At 63.0% G+C, this 12,607-nt stretch carries 15 protein-coding genes; 8 read left to right on the top strand and 7 right to left on the bottom strand.

What is annotated here, in order from left to right; genetic code table 11:
• Positions 1-2: 2 nt before the first annotated feature.
• Together FJ527_RS16200 and FJ527_RS16205 are read right to left on the bottom strand one after the other, a co-directional pair.
• Positions 3-950: a glutaminase gene (locus tag FJ527_RS16200; protein ID WP_140823573.1), complete on the bottom strand. Its 948-nt coding sequence runs from the start codon at positions 948-950 to the stop codon at positions 3-5.
• A gap of 4 nt (positions 951-954) precedes the next feature.
• Entirely contained in the window at positions 955-2,103 is a 1,149-nt protein-coding gene (locus tag FJ527_RS16205; RefSeq protein ID WP_140823574.1) for an aminotransferase class I/II-fold pyridoxal phosphate-dependent enzyme, read from the bottom strand.
• A gap of 147 nt (positions 2,104-2,250) precedes the next feature.
• On the opposite strand from FJ527_RS16205, the gene FJ527_RS16210 reads away from it, so the two are divergent.
• The 6 genes from FJ527_RS16210 (at position 2,251) to aat (ending at position 7,608) form a co-directional block, all read left to right on the top strand.
• Positions 2,251-3,645 carry a M48 family metalloprotease gene (locus FJ527_RS16210; protein WP_140823575.1) on the top strand — a complete coding sequence of 465 codons (1,395 nt, stop codon included), beginning with the start codon at positions 2,251-2,253 and terminating at the stop codon, positions 3,643-3,645.
• Positions 3,646-3,714: 69 nt separating this feature from the next.
• Entirely contained in the window at positions 3,715-4,551 is an 837-nt protein-coding gene (locus FJ527_RS16215; protein ID WP_015318036.1) for a DsbA family protein, read from the top strand.
• Positions 4,552-4,696: 145 nt separating this feature from the next.
• A complete protein-coding gene (aroQ, locus tag FJ527_RS16220) occupies positions 4,697-5,131 on the top strand; it encodes a type II 3-dehydroquinate dehydratase (RefSeq protein ID WP_013895760.1) in 435 nt (144 codons plus the stop codon).
• Positions 5,132-5,157: 26 nt separating this feature from the next.
• Positions 5,158-5,610 (top strand): acetyl-CoA carboxylase biotin carboxyl carrier protein, encoded by a 453-nt coding sequence (accB, locus tag FJ527_RS16225; protein ID WP_015318038.1) that lies wholly within the window; start codon positions 5,158-5,160, stop codon positions 5,608-5,610.
• Positions 5,611-5,620: 10 nt separating this feature from the next.
• A complete protein-coding gene (gene accC, locus FJ527_RS16230; protein ID WP_015318039.1) occupies positions 5,621-6,964 on the top strand; it encodes an acetyl-CoA carboxylase biotin carboxylase subunit in 1,344 nt (447 codons plus the stop codon).
• 26 nt (positions 6,965-6,990) lie between these two features.
• Positions 6,991-7,608, top strand: a complete 618-nt coding sequence (gene aat / locus FJ527_RS16235; protein WP_140823576.1) for a leucyl/phenylalanyl-tRNA--protein transferase — start codon at positions 6,991-6,993, stop codon at positions 7,606-7,608.
• Positions 7,609-7,617: 9 nt separating this feature from the next.
• On the opposite strand, the gene FJ527_RS16240 is transcribed toward aat, so the two are convergent.
• The 3 genes from FJ527_RS16240 to FJ527_RS16250 all read right to left on the bottom strand — a co-directional run bounded on the left by FJ527_RS16240 (position 7,618) and on the right by FJ527_RS16250 (position 9,204).
• Positions 7,618-8,001 (bottom strand): hypothetical protein, encoded by a 384-nt coding sequence (locus tag FJ527_RS16240; protein WP_140823577.1) that lies wholly within the window; start codon positions 7,999-8,001, stop codon positions 7,618-7,620.
• A gap of 63 nt (positions 8,002-8,064) precedes the next feature.
• Positions 8,065-8,667 carry a DUF2155 domain-containing protein gene (locus FJ527_RS16245; RefSeq protein ID WP_140823578.1) on the bottom strand — a complete coding sequence of 201 codons (603 nt, stop codon included), beginning with the start codon at positions 8,665-8,667 and terminating at the stop codon, positions 8,065-8,067.
• Between the two features lie 138 nt (positions 8,668-8,805).
• Entirely contained in the window at positions 8,806-9,204 is a 399-nt protein-coding gene (locus FJ527_RS16250) for an NADH:ubiquinone oxidoreductase subunit NDUFA12 (RefSeq protein ID WP_015318043.1), read from the bottom strand.
• Positions 9,205-9,433: 229 nt separating this feature from the next.
• Here FJ527_RS16250 and panB point away from each other — a divergent pair, with 229 nt between their 5' ends.
• On the top strand, positions 9,434-10,276 hold the full coding sequence (gene panB / locus FJ527_RS16255; protein WP_140823579.1) for a 3-methyl-2-oxobutanoate hydroxymethyltransferase: 843 nt from the start codon (positions 9,434-9,436) through the stop codon (positions 10,274-10,276).
• Positions 10,273-11,124: a pantoate--beta-alanine ligase gene (gene panC / locus FJ527_RS16260; protein WP_140823580.1), complete on the top strand. Its 852-nt coding sequence runs from the start codon at positions 10,273-10,275 to the stop codon at positions 11,122-11,124. The genes panB and panC overlap by 4 nt, the downstream gene beginning before the upstream one ends.
• Positions 11,125-11,259: 135 nt before the next feature.
• On the opposite strand, the gene FJ527_RS16265 is transcribed toward panC, so the two are convergent.
• Entirely contained in the window at positions 11,260-11,958 is a 699-nt protein-coding gene (locus tag FJ527_RS16265; RefSeq protein WP_140823581.1) for an AIM24 family protein, read from the bottom strand.
• Between the two features lie 151 nt (positions 11,959-12,109).
• Entirely contained in the window at positions 12,110-12,604 is a 495-nt protein-coding gene (locus tag FJ527_RS16270) for a GNAT family N-acetyltransferase (protein WP_140720574.1), read from the bottom strand.
• Between the last annotated feature and the right edge of the window lie 3 nt (positions 12,605-12,607).

Genomic DNA, 12,607 nt, shown 5'->3' on the forward strand with positions numbered 1-12,607 from the left:
TTCTAAGGCGCGAAGATCGACCAGTTCATCATCCTGGCGAGCTTTTCCAGTGCGATCGAACCCAGCTTGGAATTGCCGTTGGCGTTGAGGCCAGGCGACCAGACGGCGAGCGAGGCGACACCCGGCACGATGCCCAATATGCCGCCGCCGACGCCGCTCTTGCCGGGGATGCCGACGCGGAAAGCGAAATCGCCAGAGCCGTCATAGTGGCCGCAGGTCAGCATCATGGCGCCGATGCGCCGCGCCCGCTCCGCCGACACCACGGAATGCCCGGTTGCCGGGTTCTTGCCGCCATTGGCGAGGAAGCGGCCGGCCATCGCCAATTGCCGGCAGCTCATGGCGATGGCGCAATGGTGGAAATAGACGCCCAGCGCCAGTTCCGGTGCATGATGGAGATTGCCGAAGGATTTCATGTAATTGGCGAGCGCGAAGTTGCGGTAGCCAGTGGCACGTTCGGAAGCCGCGACCTCGCGGTCGATGATGATCGTCTCGTCGTCGGCGAGGAACTGGATGAAGCGCAGTATCTCGCCGATCGCCTCGCGCGGCTGGTGACCGGCAAGCAGGATGTCGGAAATGACGATGGCGCCGGCATTGATGAACGGATTGCGCGGAATGCCATTCTCATGCTCCAGCTGGACAATCGAGTTGAACGGGTTACCGGAGGGCTCGCGCCCCACTCGCTTCCACAGCGCATCGCCGACATTGCCGAGCGCCAGCGTCAGGGTGAACACTTTCGAGATGCTCTGGATCGAAAAAGCCTGCTCGGCATCGCCGGCCACGAGCGTGCGGCCATCATTGGTGACGGCCGCGATGCCGAATTTCTTCGGGTCGACCTTGCCCAGTTGGGGAATATAGGTCGCGACATCGCCGCGATCGATGCGTTCCGCCATTTCCGCCGCGACTTCCGCCAATGCTTGATCAAGTTTGGGGGCCTGTTCGAGTTCCGGCATGACGCTACCTCAACCAGCGTTCGATGCGCGCCATCGCCTCGACCATGTCGTCGTGGCTGCCGGCGTAGGAAAACCGCATCGTGCGGTGCCCCGCCCGGGTGTCGAAGTCGCGGCCGGGTGTCGCTGCAACATGCGCCTCGGCAAGCATCCTGCGGGCGAAGACCATGCTGTCGTTGCTGTGCCGGGTGACATCGCAAAAGGCATAGAAGGCGCCATCCATGGGCGCCGCCAGGGGAAAACCCAGCTCCGGCAAACGCTTCATCAAGAGCTCGCGATTCCAGGCATAGCGTCCCTTCACCGCCTCCAGTTCCTCGGTTGCGGCAAAAGCCTCGATCGCGGCGATCTGCGACAGCTCCGGCGGCGAGATGTAGAGGCTTTGGGCGATGCGCTCGACCGGCCGCACGAGTTCTTCCGGCAAAACCATCCAGCCGATGCGCCAGCCGGTCATGCAGTAGTATTTCGAGAAGGAGTTGATCACCGTCACGCTGTCGCTGAAGGCGAGTGCCGTGGTGTCGGAGGCGCCATAGGCCAACCGATGGTAGATCTCATCGGAAATGACGGCGATGCCGAGCGATTCCGCCGTGGTGATCAGCGTCGCCAGCTCGTCGGCTGGGATGACGGCGCCCGTCGGATTGGCCGGACTTGCAAACAGCACACCCTTCAGCGGCGCCTCGCGATGCGCGGCTTCCAGATGGCCAGCGTGCAGATAAGCCGCGTCGCCGAGCTCGATTTCGACCACGTCGATGCCAAGGGCTGCCATAATGTTGCGATAGGCGGGGTAGCCGGGCGCGGCGATGGCGACCCGGTCGCCCGGATCGAACATCGCCAGGAAGGCGAGATTGAAGGCCGCCGACGATCCGGTGGTTACCGCGATCCGGCCGGGGTCGACATCGAGGCCATAATGATCCGCGTAATGCCCGGCGATCGCCTTGCGCAGCGAGGCCAGACCCAAGGTGTCGGTATAGCCTATGCGTCCAACCTCCAGCGCCTTGGCGGCGGCGGCACGGACCCGAGCCGGCGCTGGATCGGATGGCTGGCCGACCGCCATGGAGATCACCGGCACGCCCTGAGCCCTCAGCCGGTTCGCTTCGGCCAGCACATCCATGGCGTGGAACGGCTCGACATTGCCGCGATGGGAGAGCGAAACGACCATTTTTACCCCTGTCCCGAGGATTGAGCGCGCCAGGTCCTGACGCATGCGCCGCACAAATGCCCGATTGATGTGAGGATCACAAGTTGAGGAAGTTTTTCAGGCGCCGACTTTTCATCTTTCGCCCGCTCGTCTACCAGTGGACACATTATGTTGAGCCGACCCAGATCGACGATTGCCCGGGCAGCGCGTGTCTTCGCAACGGTTTCGCTTGCAGCCGCGGTTGCGGTTGCGGGTTCGCAGACCGCCTTCGCCCAAGGCGTGCCAGTGGTCCGCGACGCCGAGATCGAAGCCCTGGTGCGCGATTATGCACGGCCGATCTTCAGGGCCGCCGGGCTGGCGAATGATGGCATCGACATCGTGCTGGTCAATGATTCCAGCTTCAACGCCTTCGTCACCGGGCGCCGGCTGTTCATCAACACCGGCGCGTTGATGACGGCTGAGACGCCGAACGAAATCATCGGCGTCATCGCACACGAAGCCGGGCATATCGCCGGCGGCCACCAGCAGAAGCTGCGCGACCAGCTCGAACGCGCCAAGACCATGGCCATCATCGCCACCTTGCTCGGTGCCGGCGCGATCGTTGCCGGTGCGACCACGAACAGCCGCGGCCTTGCCGGCGCCGGCATGGGCGTGGCGGCCGGCGGCGGCGAGATGGCGCAGCGCAGCATCCTCGCTTACCAGCGCACCGAGGAAATCACGGCCGACCGCTCGGCCATCACCTATCTCAATGCCACCGGCCAGTCCGGCATGGGCATGCTGAAGACCTTCCACCGCTTCCAGACCGCGCTGTCGCTGTCGGGCGCGCAGGTCGATCCCTACCGGATCAGCCACCCGATGCCGCAGGACCGCATCGCCAACCTCGAGGTGCTGGTCAAACAGAGCCCCAATGTCGACAAGATCGACGCGCCGGCACTGCAGCAGCGCCACGACATGATGCGGGTGAAGATTGCCGTCTACATGGAAGGCCACGCCGCCGCGACGCGGCTGATGCAAAAGATGCGGGGCAGCATGGCGGCGCTGTATGGCGATGCCCAGTCGGCCTATCTCTACGGCAACATCGCTGCGGCGCTCACCAAGACCAACGCCCTGATCAAGGCGCAGCCCAAGAATGCCTACTTCCAGGAGCTGCTCGGCGATATTCTGATGAAAGCCAACAAGCCCGCGGATGCTGCCGACGCTTATTCCAAAGCGGTCAGCCTCGACCCGGCACGGTCCGGCCTGCTGCCTGTCTCGCTTGGCCAGGCGCTGATGGCGGTCGGCACGCCCGACTCGCTGAAGAAAGCTGTCGTGCAGATCAACAATGGCCTGGGCCGCGACAAGGAAAACTCCACCGGATATCGCTATCTGGCGCAGGCTTATGGGGAGCTGGGAGACATACCGGGCGCGGAGCTTGCCACCGCCGAAGGCCATTTCTATTCCGGCAACTACAAGGATGCGAAGATCTTCGCCATGCGGGCGCAACAGCAGATGAAGCGCGGCGAGCCGCGCTGGATACGCGCCCAGGACATCATAAACTACAAATCGTCAGGCAAGAGCCAGTAATCTCATGAACCTTCCGGCCGCGTGCTGCGACACAGCCAGACCGGAAAACAGGCAGAAGGAACGACAACGATGAAAAAGGCACTGCTGCTGGGCACCACGGGGGTTGCGGTCGCCCTTGCCATGCTGGCTTTCGGTTTCGTGGCCGGCAGTCCGCAGGTTGCGAAGGCCGGAACGGCACAGGCTGTCCAGACGGCTCAGCCTGTCCAGACGGCGCAGCCTGTCCAGACGGCGGCCGATACCAAAATCGACCGCACCGAGGTCGAGGGAATCATCCGCGACTATCTCCTGAAGAATCCGGAAGTGCTGCTGGAAGTGCAGGACGCGCTCGAGGCCAAGCAGAAGGAGGAACAGCGGCTCGCGGCACTGGGCGTCATCAAGAACGCCAAGGACCAGATCTTCAATTCCACCTTCGACGGCGTTGTCGGCAACCCGAACGGCAAGGTCACGATCGTCGAGTTCTACGACTACAATTGCGGCTTCTGCAAACGCGCCATCGAGGACATGCGGGCGCTTACCAAGTCCGATCCGGACCTGCGGTTCGTGCTCAAGGAATTCCCGATCCTCGGCCCGGATTCGCAGAAGGCGAGCGTCGTCTCAATGGCGTTTCACCTGATGATGCCGGAGAAATACGGCGAGTTCCACAATGCGCTGCTCGGCGGCCAGGGGCGCGCCACCGAGGCAACCGCGATCAAGATCGCGCTTTCGCTCGGCGCCGACGAGGCGACATTGCACGAGAAGATGAAGGACCCATCGATCACCGAGGCCTTCACCAAAACTTACGATCTTGCCAACAAACTGCAGATCACCGGAACCCCGTCCTACGTCGTCGGCAACGAGGTCGTGTTCGGGGCGCTCGGGCAGGAAGTGCTTGCTGAAAAGATCGAGGCGGCGAAAGCCGCGCTTTGAGCGGCAAGTGGTTTTCTTCACGGGCGCATTTCGGCCTGTTGTGGACAGTGAAAGAACGCACTTGCGCTCTTTCCGCGGGCGACTATGCCCGGTATAGAGGCCCAGCGCGCCGGCTTGACGCCGGCGCCGGAAAAGGTCGGTTTTTTTGAAAACGGTTTTTGTCCTGAACGGTCCCAATCTCAACGCGCTCGGCAAGCGCGAGCCGGGCATCTATGGCGGCAAGACGCTTGCCGCGATCGCCGACGACTGCAAGCAGGCAGGTGCGTCGCTTGGGATCGAGATCGATTTCCGTCAGTCGAACCATGAGGGCGATCTCGTCGACTGGATCCAGGAGGCCGGCGACAAAGCCGCCGGCATCGTCATCAACCCAGGCGCCTATAGCCATACCTCGATCGCGATCCACGACGCAATCCGTTCGGTCGCGCCATTGCCGGTCGCCGAAGTTCACCTTTCCAACATCCACGCGCGGGAACCGTTCCGCCACGTCTCCATGGTCGCGCCGGTCGCTGTCGGCATGATCTGTGGCTTTGGGCCGCTCGGCTACACGCTGGCGCTGCAAGCGCTCGCCGCACGCCTATGACCGGCCAACAAACAGAAGGCTCGAAAATGTCGATAAAGAAGACCGGTGTTGACCAGCAACTGATCCGCGATCTGGCGGGCATACTGAACGACACCAACCTGACAGAGATCGAGGTTGAACTCGGCGACCTGAAGGTACGGGTATCGCGACAGGCGCCCGCCGTTCACGCGATTGCGGCCCCGCAGCCCACCTATGCACCAACGGCAACCCAGCCCGCGGCCGCCCCGGCGGCGGTCGACGTGTCGAAAAACGCGGTGACCTCGCCAATGGTCGGCACCGCCTATCTGGCGCCGTCGCCGGACGCAAAGCCGTTCATCGAGGTCGGCCAGAAGATCAAGGAAGGCCAGACGCTGCTGATCATCGAGGCGATGAAGACGATGAACCAGATCCCCTCGCCGCGCGCGGGCACGGTGACGGCGATCCTGTTCGAGGACGCGACGCCGGTGGAATACGGCATGCCGCTCGTCGTGATCGAGTAGAGCGGACCTGATGTTCCAGAAGATCCTCATCGCCAATCGCGGCGAAATCGCGCTCCGGGTGCTGCGCGCCTGCAAGGAACTTGGCATCCAGACGGTGGTGGTGCATTCGACCGCCGACGCTGACGCCATGCATGTCAGGCTCGCCGACGAAAGCGTGTGCATCGGTCCGCCGCCGTCGCGCGACAGCTATCTCAACATCCACCAGATCGTCGCGGCCTGTGAGATCACCGGCGCCGACGCCGTGCATCCGGGCTATGGCTTCCTGTCGGAGAACGCCAAGTTCGCCGACATTTTGGCGGCGCACAACATCACCTTCATCGGCCCGTCCGGCGACCACATCCGCATCATGGGCGACAAGATCGAGGCCAAGCGCACGGCAAAACGCCTCGGCATTCCGGTTGTGCCCGGTTCCGACGGTGCGGTGACCGAGGAAAAAGAAGCCAGGCGCATCGCCGCCGAGATTGGCTATCCCGTCATCATCAAGGCGTCGGCCGGCGGCGGCGGACGCGGCATGAAAGTAGCGCATACGGAGGCAGACCTCGAAATCGCACTGCAGACGGCACGCTCGGAAGCGGGCGCGGCCTTCGGCGACGACGCGGTCTACATCGAGAAATACCTGGAGAAACCGCGCCACATCGAGGTGCAGGTGTTTGGCGACGGCTTCGGCGGCGGCGTGCATTTCGGCGAGCGCGACTGCTCGCTGCAGCGGCGCCACCAGAAAGTCTGGGAAGAGGCCAATTCGCCGGCGCTCAACGCCGAGGAGCGGTCCCGCATCGGCGGTATCTGCGCCAAGGCGATCGCCGATCTCGGCTATTCGGGCGCCGGCACCATCGAGTTCCTGTACGAGAACGGCGAGTTCTATTTCATCGAGATGAACACGCGCCTGCAGGTCGAGCATCCGGTGACGGAGGCGATCACCGGCATCGATCTGGTCCACGAGCAGATCCGCGTCGCGTCCGGCGGCGGCCTTTCGGTCAAACAGGAAGACATCAAGTTCAACGGCCACGCCATCGAATGCCGTATCAACGCCGAGGATCCCCGCACTTTCACCCCCTCGCCCGGCACGATCACGCATTTTCACACGCCAGGCGGCCTCGGCATCCGCGTCGATTCCGGCGTCTATTCAGGCTACAAGATCCCACCCTACTATGACAGCCTGATCGGCAAGCTGATCGTGCATGGCCGCAACCGCGTCGAATGCATGATGCGGCTGCGGCGGGCACTCGACGAATTCGTCGTCGACGGGATCAAGACGACGTTGCCGCTGTTTCGCGATCTCGTCGGCAATGCCGACATCGCCAATGGCGACTACGACATCCACTGGCTGGAAAAATATCTGGCCAAGGGCGAATAGCCTCAACTTGCCGCTATAATGACGCGATGACCCGTCCCTACGCGCCAGGCTATCGCATCCCAACCGACCTTCTGCTCAAGGCATACGCCTCGGGCGTCTTCCCCATGGCCGAAAGTGCTGGTGACCCAGAAGTCTTCTGGGTGCGGCCGGAGACGCGCGGCATCATCCCGCTCGACGATTTTCACACACCCAAAAGCCTGAAGAAGACGATCCGCAGGCACCCGTTCGAAATCCGTTTCGATTTCGATTTCGAGGCGACGATCGATGGCTGCGCCGAAAAGCGCGAGGAGCGCCGCTCTACCTGGATCAATGCGCCGATCCGCGAAGCCTATGTGCAACTGCACCGCATGGGTCATTGCCACTCGGTCGAGGCCTGGCGCGAGGGGCGTATGGTCGGCGGCCTCTATGGCGTCTCGCTCGGGCGCGTGTTCTTTGGCGAAAGCATGTTTTCCAAAGAGACGGACGCGTCGAAGACCTGCCTGGTGCATCTCGTCGAGCGCCTGAAGGCACGCGGCTTCGCGCTGCTCGATACGCAGTTCACGACAGAGCACCTCAAGCGTTTCGGCGCGGTCGACGTGCCGCGCGGCAAATACGAAAAGATGCTGGCAGATGCGCTGAAAGGCGAAGCAGTCTTTTTTCCGTAGGATCAGGCCCTACTTGGGCGGCGCCTCGATCGGCGTCTGTGCATGAAACATCATCTTCCAGCCGTTGACGCGATGGACGTAGCCGGTGCTGACCAGCGCCGCATAGGGCTCGCCATTTTCGCGCGTCGCATGCGCTTCATAGGTCAGCATGACGATATCGCTGCCGGGTTCGATTATTCCCTTGAGTTCGATGTCGAGGTCGCGCCAGCGGTTGGGTTTGGCTGCGGTCTTGGCCAGATCGGCATTGTCCATGGCCTGTGCCATCTGTGGAAATGCCACAAGGCATTCGGTGTCGACATTGGCAGCATAGTAGGCAGTGTCGCCCGTCCAGAATCCCTTTTCGAGCTCCAGCAACTCGGCCTTGTTGGCCATGATCCGCTTGCTGTCCGACATTGGCGTATCCTCAACGCGCGTGGTGGTGGTCCAACGCGCGCCAGCCATGGCGGTTCCAAGAGATCAGTTGGTGTCCGTCGTATCCGGTTCCACGGCGTCGTCGGGCTGTGCCGCGTCCGGAGCGACCGAGGGCGTTGGCTTGGTCGCGGCTGGCTTCGACGCGTCGGCTTTCGCCCCATCGGCCTTGGTCGCGCCACTCTTGCCAGCATCGGGCGCCGGCACATCCGACTTCTGCTTGCATTCCTTCAGCCAGACGTCATAGACGGCATGTTCGACGGCGTTGAGCCCCGGACTTTCCGCAAACATCCAACCGGTAAAGATACGGCGGATCTTGCGGTCGAGCGTGATCTCGTCGACCTCGACGAAAGAATCTGTTTTCGGCTGTTCGTTCTGCGGCCGGGAATAGCAGACGCGCGGCGTGACCTGCAGGGCGCCGAACTGCACCGTCTCGTCGATATAAACATCGAAGGTGATGATGCGGCCGGTGATCTTGTCGATGCCGGCGAACTCGGCGACCGGGTTGGTGATGCGATCCGATCCCGCGGGCGCCGCCGGCGCCGGGGCGGCGGGAGCGGGTGCGGGTGAAGCCGCAAAGGCGATGGTGCTGACGGCGAGGCTGGCTGCTAACGTCAGGCCGCCCGTCAATATCGGGTTGAAAAAGCTCATGCAGGGGTACCGGTGGTTCGCGCCCAGGTGATTCCGTCGATCGCCAAGGCTAGTCGCCGTTTTCTGATCAGCAAGCAGCTAAACACCAATTGTGGCGATAAAGGACCGGCCTGCACCTTACCTTTGCAACTCGCGCCGTTACGAGCCCGGCGTCCAGGCGTCGTAGTCGCCGGTGACCTGCGGGCGGTGTTGATTGGTCAGCACCGAGCCCTTCGGACGATAGGCCGATGGGGTGCCGGTCAGATTGGGTAAATGCGGCTTTTGCCAGTCGCGCGGCCGGTAGTCATCGCTGGGGGGAGCGATATCGACACGATGGTGAATCCAGCCGTGCCAGCCCGGCGGAATGGCCGAAGCTTCCGAATAGTTGCGGTAGATGACCCAGCGACGCGTGCGGCCTTCCGAATCGATACCGCCTTCGTAATAGACATTGCCGGCCTCGTCCTGGCCGACCCTCTTGCCGTAGCGCCATGTGTGCAGGCGCGTTCCCAGCGTCTGGCTGTTCCACCAGGTGAAAAACTGCGTCAGGAAAGTCTTCATCTCAGAACCCTCGCGCTGGCGGCGCCTGTTTCCTGCTTATGGCGGCAGGCCTTCGGGAAGGCAAGGGTTTTGCCACGGGGAGCGCGCAAATGGCGCGCCAGGGACCCGACAACAGCCTGTGATCCCCGGGAGGTGACCGGATGCGCGCTTGCCAAGCCTTGCCGCTCTTTCTAAAGCTCTGCGCGCCCATGCGAAAATCCTGTCCCGCTGGGGCTGAAGGAGGCGACGATTGGCCACGCAATTGCCGACCACCGATATTCGCGTCGGCGCCGACCTGATTCGCCGCCGCAAGGGCGGCACGCCGATCGTCTGCCTCACCGCCTACACCTATCCGATCGCTCGCCTGCTCGATCCCCATGTCGACCTGCTCCTGGTCGGCGACAGCGTCGCCATGGTCGTGCATGGCCACGAGACGACGCTGGGCGCCTCGCTTGAGATGATGATCGCGCACGGCCAAGCCGTGATGAGGGGCTCGGCCCGGGCCTGCGTGGTCGTCGACATGCCGGCCCGCAGCTATGAGGGGTCCGCCGTGCAAGCCCTGGCCTCGGCACGGCGCATCGTCGGCGAGACCGGCTGCCAGGCGGTGAAGCTCGAAGGCGGCGTCGACATGGCTCGTCAGATTGCCGCGATCGTGGCCGCCGATATCCCGGTCATGGGCCATATCGGCCTGCAGCCTCAATCGGTGAAAAAGGATGGCGGCTACAAGATCAAGGGCCGCACGGACGAGACTGTAGCCGCCCTGATCGCCGACGCGCTGGCGGTCGAGAAGGCCGGCGCGTTCTCGGTGGTCATCGAAGGCACGATCGAGACGGTCGCCGCCGACATCACCCGCCGCATAGCCATTCCAACCATCGGCATCGGCGCCAGCGACTATTGCGACGGCCAGATCCTGGTCGTCGACGACATGGTCGGGCTGACGGTCGACCGCGTGCCGAAATTCGTCAAGCAATACGCCGACCTGCGCAGCGTGATCACGCATGCCGCGGAGCGCTACGCATCGGAGGTGCGGGATCGCGTTTTCCCCGGACCCGCCCACGTCTTTTCAAAAACCAACGGCGGGGATGACGCGTGAGCCGGCCCCACGTCGTCGACAGCGTTGCCGCGCTTCGCGCGCGAATCCGCGACTGGCGGCGCGACGGACAACGCATCGCCATGGTGCCGACCATGGGCGCCTTGCATGACGGGCATCTTTCGCTGGTCAAGATCGCCCTCGAAAGGGCTGATCGTTGCGTGGTGTCGATCTTCGTCAACCCGACGCAGTTCGCACCGACCGAGGATCTCGACAAGTACCCGCGCCAGTTGGTCCGCGACCTCGACATGCTGGCCGCAGTCAAAGCCGACCTTGCCTTCACGCCCGGTATCAGCGAGATGTATCGCGCAGGCTTTGCCACGAAGATCTCGGTAGGCGGCCCGTCAGCCGGGCTCGAAACGGACTTTCGCCCTACCTTTTTCGACGGCGTCGCCACGGTGGTGGCCAAGCTTCTCCTGCAGGCCGCACCCGACTTCGCCATCTTTGGCGAAAAGGATTACCAGCAGCTTTGCGTCGTCAGGCAGCTTTGCCGCGACCTCGACCTGCCCGTCGAGATCATCGGCGCGCCGACCATACGCGACGCGCATGGCCTCGCCATGTCGTCACGCAACGCCTATCTCGATGAAGCCGAACTCCAGATCGCTCGTCAATTCAACGTCATTCTGCGCAAGGCAGCTGCTGCGCTGGCGGCGGGCGCAGGACAGGAGGAAACGATCGCCGAAGCAGGCCGCGTCTTGGTCGCGACCGGCTTCCAGAAGGTGGATTATGTCGAAGCCCGCGAAAGCCTGACACTCACGCCATGGCGGCGCGACCGCGCGGGCCGCGTTCTCGCCGCCGGCTGGCTGGGAAAAACCAGGCTGATCGACAATGTGGAAGTTCCCGCCGCCTGATCGGCGTTAGCATTCTCAATCAAGGTCGAAGGCCCGCCGCTGCCGATGCCAGGGCACGGGGAGGCGATCCGCTGACAAGTCACCGCCGCGTTCGCGCTGGCCAGGCTTTCATCCGTCTGGCTTCTGGCTCCCAGCCTACTCCTCGGTCGGCATATGCAGGTACATCGACTGTATGCCGACCCTGCCCGGCCCGGTGAACCGATTGACGATGAAATTCAAGTTGGCACCGAAGAAGCCGCTCGACAGCCGGTCGATCTTGGTCTCCATCCTGACAGAGGCATCCTTGAACAGCCAGCCGCCGGGCTCGATGTCTATGATCTCGCCCGGAGCGAGCGTCTTTTCAAAAACGTTGCCATAGCCGTGCAGCCAGACGATGCCGTCACCGGTATCGCCGCGAAACCGGTCGATGAAGAAGCCGCTCTGGCCGAACAGCATCGTCGCCAGGCCGCGTACACGCTCGAATGTGTAGTCGACATTGCCGGTGGCGGCCAGAAACTGGTGCTCGCGGACCTGTATCTCCTCGCCTCGCCGCAGGTGAATCGGTACGATGTGACCCGGCCCATCACGGCTGAAGGCGATGATGCCCGCCCCCGACGCCTCGGTGACGAAGATTTGCATGCCGGCCATCATGCGCTTCAGCGCGCCCTTCAGCGATTTCAGGCCGATGGTGATTGTGGAATTCTTCCACAGCAGGATGTGGTGCTCGAAATAGACAGGCATCCGCGTCACGTCGACGGAAAGCACGGGCACCAGTTCACCCCCTATGTGATAGGTGACGCCACCAAAGGTTCCGTCCGACACCTCGGTCGGCATCAGTTCCGGCAGACTTGGCATGGTTCCCCCCAAAGCCATCCCGCGTGTGTCGGTTTATTCCGGCTTCACACGGGTCGGCCTAGGCAGCTTTGGTGCCGGACACCAGGGCCGTCAAACGAAAACAGATCCCGCGACGCGCGCTCGCGCGAAGGTGATCACGCCGCCACGGTGCTCAGGCGGCAAGTACCCGTTCATAGATCAGCGCCGGGATGGCAGAGCTGGCGGAGCCGCAATTCTCGGTGCGGCCGATCTGGACGAAGCCGTTGGCCTGATAAAAGGCAACGGCGCGGGTGTTCTTCTCTTCCACTTCGAGCCGAATGCGGTGAGCTTCCGGAAAACTCTCGATGATCTCGTCGAGGAGCATGCCGCCGATACCGCGGCCCTGCAGCGAGGGAAGCACATAGAGCTGCCTGAGCATGACCACGCCGCCGCCATCGACGGCTTCGGCAAACGCCATGCCGCCAATGCGCTTGCCGTCATCGGCAACGAGGAACTCGCTGCTCGGCTTTACCAGCCTGGCTTTCAACGAGGCGATGGAGTGCCATTCATTGGTGATTTCGGTGACCCGTTCCGCGCCATAGATGGCGTCATACGTCGCATGCCAGGTCTCGACCAGCAACGCCCGGACGGCTGCGAGGTCGCGATCCCCGGCGGTGCGAACGAACATGCT

Origin of the sequence: Mesorhizobium sp. B2-4-18, assembly GCF_006441385.1 — a bacterium.
GTDB classification, from domain to species: domain Bacteria; phylum Pseudomonadota; class Alphaproteobacteria; order Rhizobiales; family Rhizobiaceae; genus Mesorhizobium; species Mesorhizobium australicum.

Coding starts and splice junctions, on each gene's coding strand:
- FJ527_RS16200 (WP_140823573.1), bottom strand. CDS start 950: ATGCCGGAACTCGAACAGGCCCCCAAACTTGATCAAGCATTGGCGGAA.
- FJ527_RS16205 (WP_140823574.1), bottom strand. CDS start 2,103: ATGGTCGTTTCGCTCTCCCATCGCGGCAATGTCGAGCCGTTCCACGCC.
- FJ527_RS16210 (WP_140823575.1), top strand. CDS start 2,251: ATGTTGAGCCGACCCAGATCGACGATTGCCCGGGCAGCGCGTGTCTTC.
- FJ527_RS16215 (WP_015318036.1), top strand. CDS start 3,715: ATGAAAAAGGCACTGCTGCTGGGCACCACGGGGGTTGCGGTCGCCCTT.
- accB (WP_015318038.1), top strand. CDS start 5,158: ATGTCGATAAAGAAGACCGGTGTTGACCAGCAACTGATCCGCGATCTG.
- accC (WP_015318039.1), top strand. CDS start 5,621: ATGTTCCAGAAGATCCTCATCGCCAATCGCGGCGAAATCGCGCTCCGG.
- aat (WP_140823576.1), top strand. CDS start 6,991: ATGACCCGTCCCTACGCGCCAGGCTATCGCATCCCAACCGACCTTCTG.
- FJ527_RS16240 (WP_140823577.1), bottom strand. CDS start 8,001: ATGTCGGACAGCAAGCGGATCATGGCCAACAAGGCCGAGTTGCTGGAG.
- FJ527_RS16245 (WP_140823578.1), bottom strand. CDS start 8,667: ATGAGCTTTTTCAACCCGATATTGACGGGCGGCCTGACGTTAGCAGCC.
- FJ527_RS16250 (WP_015318043.1), bottom strand. CDS start 9,204: ATGAAGACTTTCCTGACGCAGTTTTTCACCTGGTGGAACAGCCAGACG.
- FJ527_RS16265 (WP_140823581.1), bottom strand. CDS start 11,958: ATGCCAAGTCTGCCGGAACTGATGCCGACCGAGGTGTCGGACGGAACC.
- FJ527_RS16270 (WP_140720574.1), bottom strand. CDS start 12,604: ATGTTCGTTCGCACCGCCGGGGATCGCGACCTCGCAGCCGTCCGGGCG.